Here is a 5835-nt window from a genome sequence, read left to right on the forward strand (position 1 = left end):
GCGTGTGGTCGGCGCACTGAACATCCACGACCTGCTCCGCGCCCGCGTCGTCTGACGCCAATTAACCAGAAGCCCATGCCCTACACGCATTACACCGAGATTCCCGCCGACATCGCCGAGCGCGCCGCCCGAGTACGCGTGGTCGTTTTCGACGTGGACGGGACGCTCACCGACGGTCGCCTGTGGTACGCCGAAGACGGTCGCGAAACCAAGGTTTTCCATGTGCACGACGGCCTGGGCCTGAAGCGCCTGCAGGAAAACGGCATCAAGGTCGCCATCATCACCGCCCGGATCAGTCACCCGGTGTCGCTGCGCGCGGAAGAACTCGGCATCCAGCACGTTTACCAGGGCCAGAAGGACAAGCGCGCCTGCCTGACCGAACTGCTGGACGCGCTACGGCTTGCACCCGAGCAATCCGCCTTCGTCGGTGACGACCTGCCCGACCTGGCCGCCATGCGCATCTGCGGGCTGGCCGTGGCCGTGGCCAACGCGCACCCCTGGGTGGCCGAGCATGCCCACGTCCGCACCCGCCTGTCCGGTGGTTATGGCGCCGCCCGTGAAGTGGCCGACCTGATCCTCGCCGCCCAGGGCAAGGCCGAAGCCGAGCGGGATCGCTGGCTGTGAGCCTGATGCTCCTGTTCAAGGACCGCAGCGCCGCGGGCGTCGCCGGCGTGCTCGCCGTGGCACTCGGCGCGAGCGTGCTGCTCTATTACTGGGTCGCGCCCGACAAGAAGGTCGACGACTTCGTCGGCCCGCCGCGTTCGGGCTACACGTTGACCAACTTCAATCTCGACTCCTACAACGACTTCGGCCAGCCGGCCTTCAAGTTGATCGCGCCTCACCTGGAGCGCCGCGAGGACGACGAGTCGCTATACATCAATGCGCCCGATTTCGTCCTGCCACCAACCAAGGACCTGACGGCGCCGCCGTGGAAAGGGCATTCGCAATACGGCTGGGTGAACAAGGACGGCAGCCTGCTGAAGCTGCAAGGCAAGGTCCACATGGACCGCGTCGCCTTCGGGCAGACCCCTCCGGCGAGCATCGACACCTCCGAAGTCACGGCCTGGCCCAAGGAGAATCGCCTGGAGACGGCCGAGGCAGCCCGGATCGTTCAGGGAGCCTCTACAATGGATGGCGTTGGCATGCGCGCCAATCTCGATACCAAKCATTTGGAGCTTCTCGATGCAGTCCACACCGTCTATCCGCCGCGCAAGCGCTAAGGCCCTCTTCGCGGTGCTCGGCGTGGCGCTCGTCACGAGCCTGCCCGCTGTCGCCAAGAAGTCCGATCGCGACCAGCCGACCAACGTCACGTCGACGTCGTTCGACGGCACCCAGCAGCAGGCGAACAGCACGCAGCCGGGCAAGGTGATCTGGACCGGCAATGTGGTGCTCACGCAGGGCACGCTGAAGATCACCGGCAGCAAGGCCACCGGCTTCCTCGACGCAGACAACCAGATCACCCGTGTCATCGTCGACGGCAGCCCGGCCACCGTCCAGCAGCTGGACGAGCAGGACCTGCTGATGCGCGGCCATGCCAGCAACATCGACTACAAGCCGGACGACGGTTCCAATAACAGCGGCAACGGCATCGCCGTGCTGACCGGCAAAGCGCATGTGGACAAGCAGACCGACACGACCGACAAGAGCAAGCTCAACCAGAGCGACGGCGACAAGATCACCTACAACACGACCAACAGCACGATGACGGGCGAAAGCAATGGCCCGGAGCCCGTGCACATGACGTTCCAGCCGAAGAATCCGCCGCCCGGCGCGGCTCCGGCAACGCCGGCCGCGACGCCGCCGGCCGCGAAACCGACCCCACCGAAGAAGCCCTGACCCGATGCTTTCAGCCCAAGGCCTCCAGAAGCGCTTTCGCGCGCGCCAGGTAGTCCGCGATTTCGCTTTCTCGATCCGCGAGGGTGAGGTGGTCGGACTGCTCGGCCCCAACGGCGCCGGCAAGACCACCTGCTTCTACATGGTGGTCGGCCTCATCCAGGCCGACGCCGGCGTGATCAAGCTCGACAACCAGGACATCACTGGCCTGCCCATGCATGCCCGGGCCAAGCTCGGCATCGGCTACCTGCCCCAGGAAGCCTCGGTATTCCGCCGCCTGAGCGTCTCGGACAACATCCTGGCCGTGCTCGAACTGCGCGACAACATGACCGCCCGGCAGCGCGAAGAGGAGCTGGAAAGCCTGCTCGACGAGCTGAAGATCGCCCACATCGCCGAGCAGAAGGGCATCAGTCTCTCCGGCGGCGAGCGTCGCCGCGTGGAGATCGCCCGCGCCCTGGCAGCCCGCCCGCGCTACATGCTGCTGGACGAGCCCTTTGCCGGCGTCGATCCGATTTCGGTCGGCGAGATCCAGCGCATCGTCCGCCACCTGAAGGAACGCGGCATCGGCGTGCTCATCACCGATCACAACGTACGTGAGACGCTCGGCATCTGCGACCGCGCGTACATCCTCAATGACGGCGAAGTCCTCGCCCGGGGTACGCCGCAGCACATCCTTGCCGACGAAAAAGTGCGCGAGGTGTATCTGGGCCGTGAATTCCGTATCTGACACACTTGAGTTTCGGCCGGTGGGCATAGCTCGCCGGAACGCTGGTTTGGGAAGGTCGCAAAGGGTTACGATGGATTCGGCACCTAACGCATCGAAGGCATGAAACCCGGACTCCAGTTTCGCCTGCATCAGCAGCTCACGCTGACGCCCCAACTACAGCAGGCTATCCGCCTGCTCCAGTTGTCGCAGCTGGAGCTTGAGGCCGAACTCCGCCAGATCGCGGAAAGCAATCCGCTGCTCGAGTTCGCCGAGGATGCGGAAGCCGAGCCCGAATTGCCCGAAGAAGGCGACTACGACGGCCCGGACTTTCCGGCGCGCGACGAGGTCCCTGTCAAAGCGTCCAAATCCGAGGAAGAATCGACGGTCACGCCGTCCGAGGAGCTCGCTCCCGAGTGGGACGACGACCGCTTCCACGGCGAGGCTGGCGACTATGCCGGCGCTCCTTCGCGGTCTGGTGGTGGCGACGAAGAGGGCTTCGAACCTCAGAATGCCGCCCCGGAAAGCCTCCAGCAGCATCTGGAATGGCAGCTCAATCTCTCCCAGTTTTCGCCGCGCGACCACGCCATCGCCACGGCGATCATCCATGCGCTGGATGAAGACGGCTACCTTCGCGACGGCGTCGAAGCGGTGGAAGCCGCCCTGCCCGCCGAGTTGAATGCCAGCGCGGAGGAAATCGAACGCGTGCGCCAGCGTGTGCAGCGTTTCGATCCCACCGGCATCGCCAGCCTGGATCTGCGCGACTGCCTGCTCTGCCAGCTGTCGCAGTTCTCCCTCGAAACGCCGCATCGCGACCTCGCCATCCGTGTGGTCAGCGACGAGCTCGAACTGCTGGCACGTAACGACGCCGCCAAGATCGCCCGCCGGCTGAAGGCCGCCGAGGAAGACGTGGCGGCCGCCGCCGCCCTGATCCGCAGCCTCGATCCGCGCCCCGGCTCGGCGCTGGACGCCACGCCGGTCGAGTACGTCGCCCCGGATGTCTACGCGCGCCGTGAGAACGGCCGCTGGCAGGTCAGCCTCAATCCCGACGCCCAGCCCCGGCTGGGCCTCAACCAGCACTACTGCAACCTGATCGCCCGCGCCCGTGGCGACGACGCCACCTGGATGAAGGGTCAGCTGCAGGAGGCCCGCTGGCTGCTGAAGAGCCTGCAGTCGCGCGCCGAGACCCTGACCAAGGTGGCCGACGTGATCGTGCGCCGGCAGAGTGCCTTCCTCGACTACGGCCCGGAAGCGATGCATCCGCTGGTGCTGCGCGAGGTGGCCGAGGAGGTCGGCATGCACGAATCGACAATTTCACGGGTCACTACGCGCAAGTACATGCACACGCCGCGCGGTACCTTCGAACTGAAGCACTTCTTCTCCAGTGGCGTGGCCACGGAGGACGGCGGCAGCGCCTCGGCCACCGCGATCCAGGCCATGCTCCGCAAGCTCATCACAGGCGAGGACGCACGGCGCCCGCTGTCCGACCAGGCCCTGGCCGAGGAACTTCATCGACGCGGAATTCAGGTGGCCCGCCGTACGGTGGCCAAGTACCGGGAAGCCCTGCGCATCCCCAGTTCCAGCGAACGTGTCCGCGCCAGTTGAGGCGCGGGGAACCCTCACGGAGGTCCACGGTCACACTGTTTCAGGCTTGAGGAACGGCACTCCGTCGTTCCGCACTCGTCGCCCCCAAGGCGGCACCCTCAGCAAGAAGGAGGCGTCATGCAAATCCAGATCAGCGGCCAGCACATCCATCCCACCCCTGCCCTGCGCGAGCGCGTGGAACAGCAAATCAGCCGCTTCGAACGCCTTTTCGACAACATCACTGCCCTCGACGTGGTCCTTTCCGTCGACAAGAACGAGCACAAGGCGGGTGGCACCCTCCATTGTGCCGGCGTCCGTCTTCACGCCGATGGCGTAGCCAGCCTCGAAGACGAAAAGAAACCGGACGCCCTCCACAAAGCCATCGACGCGATGATCGCCAAGCTTGCCGACCAGCTGAAGAAGCACAAGGAAAAGCTCAAGGATCACCACAACGCCGAGGGCCGCGACGCGCGCGTCGCCGCTCCCTGAACCCCCGTCCACGCTTGATGGCACAATAGCCCCAGCCGGCGCCCTCGCGCCGGCTTCGCCATTTCAAGGGATCCAGCGTGGACCGGCTGACCGCCAGACAACTCTTCGACGGAGTACACGAGCGCATGGCGCTGCGTTGGGCCGCAGGCATGCGCGGCGAGTCGCGCGTGCTCGAACCCAACGCTAAGCAGAGCCGCCGCCCGTCCCTGGTCGGCTACCTGAACGTGATCTACCCCAACAAGGTGCAGATCATCGGCACCGAGGAACTCAATTTCCTCGACGGCCTGGAGCCGCGCCAGCGCTGGGAAGTGATCCACAAGATCGCCGCCTACCAGCCCGCCGCGCTCGTCGTCACCAAGGACCAGGCGATCCCCTCGGACCTGCGTGAAGTAGCCGAGGAAACCGATACCCCGCTGTGGCAGAGCACCCGCCGCGGCCACGAATTACTTACCTATCTGCAGTACCACCTGGCGCGCACGCTGGCGCCGCGGGTCACCCTGCACGGCGTGTTCCTCGAGGTGTTCTCGATCGGCGTGCTGATCACCGGCGAGCCAGGCTCGGGCAAGAGCGAACTGGCACTGGAACTGGTCAGCCGCGGCCACCGCCTTGTGGCGGACGATGCCACCGAATTCACCCTGATCGCCCCGGATGTCATCGACGGCGCCTGCCCCGACCTGCTTCAGGACCTTTTGGAAGTACGCGGCCTGGGCGTGCTGAACATCCGCGAGATGTTCGGCCACACCGCCGTCAAGCCCTCGAAGTACCTGCGTCTGGTCATTCACCTCAAGCCCATGCTCGTGGGCGAGGAAACGGACGCCATGACCCGCCTCACCGGCGATGTCAGTCGGCGCAACGTGCTCGACGTCGACGTACCCAAGATCACCATTCCCGTCGCGCCGGGCCGCAACCTCGCGGTACTGGTCGAGGCCGCTGTGCGCAGCCACGTGCTCAAGAGCAAGGGCATCGACCCGGCGCAGACCTTCATCGACCGCCAGGCGCACCAGATGCGCCGGCTGCCACCGTGGTGACCCCCGTGATCGACGAAGTCATGAGCCCGATCGTCGACCCCGACGCGATTCACCTGATCGTCCTGACCGGCATGTCCGGCGGTGGCAAAACGGTCGCGCTGCGCGCACTCGAAGACCTCGAGTTCTATTGCGTGGACAACATGCCCGCCGAGCTCATCCCGCAGCTGGTAGCGGCGGTGAGCCAGGGCGAGCACGGCC

8 protein-coding genes are annotated in these 5835 nt (G+C 65.7%); all 8 read left to right on the forward strand.

The features are described 5' to 3' along the window. The first annotated feature begins 75 nt into the window (after positions 1–75). A complete protein-coding gene (locus tag AC1DT2_RS14395; RefSeq protein WP_477297031.1) occupies positions 76–624 on the forward strand; it encodes a KdsC family phosphatase in 549 nt (182 codons plus the stop codon). A gap of 5 nt (positions 625–629) precedes the next feature. Beyond that, positions 630–1220 (forward strand): LPS export ABC transporter periplasmic protein LptC, encoded by a 591-nt coding sequence (lptC, locus tag AC1DT2_RS14400; RefSeq protein WP_477297033.1) that lies wholly within the window; start codon positions 630–632, stop codon positions 1218–1220. Continuing rightward, complete coding sequence (gene lptA, locus AC1DT2_RS14405; RefSeq protein WP_063572633.1) at positions 1183–1836, forward strand: lipopolysaccharide transport periplasmic protein LptA; 654 nt, start codon at positions 1183–1185, stop codon at positions 1834–1836. The genes lptC and lptA overlap by 38 nt, the downstream gene beginning before the upstream one ends. A gap of 4 nt (positions 1837–1840) precedes the next feature. After that, a complete protein-coding gene (lptB, locus tag AC1DT2_RS14410; protein ID WP_063572632.1) occupies positions 1841–2560 on the forward strand; it encodes an LPS export ABC transporter ATP-binding protein in 720 nt (239 codons plus the stop codon). Between the two features lie 99 nt (positions 2561–2659). Continuing rightward, on the forward strand, positions 2660–4141 hold the full coding sequence (locus AC1DT2_RS14415) for an RNA polymerase factor sigma-54 (protein WP_477297032.1): 1482 nt from the start codon (positions 2660–2662) through the stop codon (positions 4139–4141). A 117-nt stretch (positions 4142–4258) separates the two neighbouring features. Continuing rightward, on the forward strand, positions 4259–4609 hold the full coding sequence (gene hpf / locus AC1DT2_RS14420) for a ribosome hibernation-promoting factor, HPF/YfiA family (protein WP_046967002.1): 351 nt from the start codon (positions 4259–4261) through the stop codon (positions 4607–4609). A 77-nt stretch (positions 4610–4686) separates the two neighbouring features. After that, positions 4687–5637: an HPr(Ser) kinase/phosphatase gene (gene hprK, locus AC1DT2_RS14425; RefSeq protein WP_213950062.1), complete on the forward strand. Its 951-nt coding sequence runs from the start codon at positions 4687–4689 to the stop codon at positions 5635–5637. Positions 5638–5657: 20 nt separating this feature from the next. Then, positions 5658–5835, forward strand: a 178-nt coding sequence (locus tag AC1DT2_RS14430; protein ID WP_477297034.1) for an RNase adapter RapZ, incomplete at its 3' end; no start/stop codon positions are given.

The organism is Luteibacter sp. P4_E6, assembly GCF_056401535.1.

Coding starts and splice junctions, on each gene's coding strand:
- lptA (WP_063572633.1), top strand. CDS start 1,183: ATGCAGTCCACACCGTCTATCCGCCGCGCAAGCGCTAAGGCCCTCTTC.
- AC1DT2_RS14415 (WP_477297032.1), top strand. CDS start 2,660: ATGAAACCCGGACTCCAGTTTCGCCTGCATCAGCAGCTCACGCTGACG.
- hpf (WP_046967002.1), top strand. CDS start 4,259: ATGCAAATCCAGATCAGCGGCCAGCACATCCATCCCACCCCTGCCCTG.
- lptB (WP_063572632.1), top strand. CDS start 1,841: ATGCTTTCAGCCCAAGGCCTCCAGAAGCGCTTTCGCGCGCGCCAGGTA.
- AC1DT2_RS14395 (WP_477297031.1), top strand. CDS start 76: ATGCCCTACACGCATTACACCGAGATTCCCGCCGACATCGCCGAGCGC.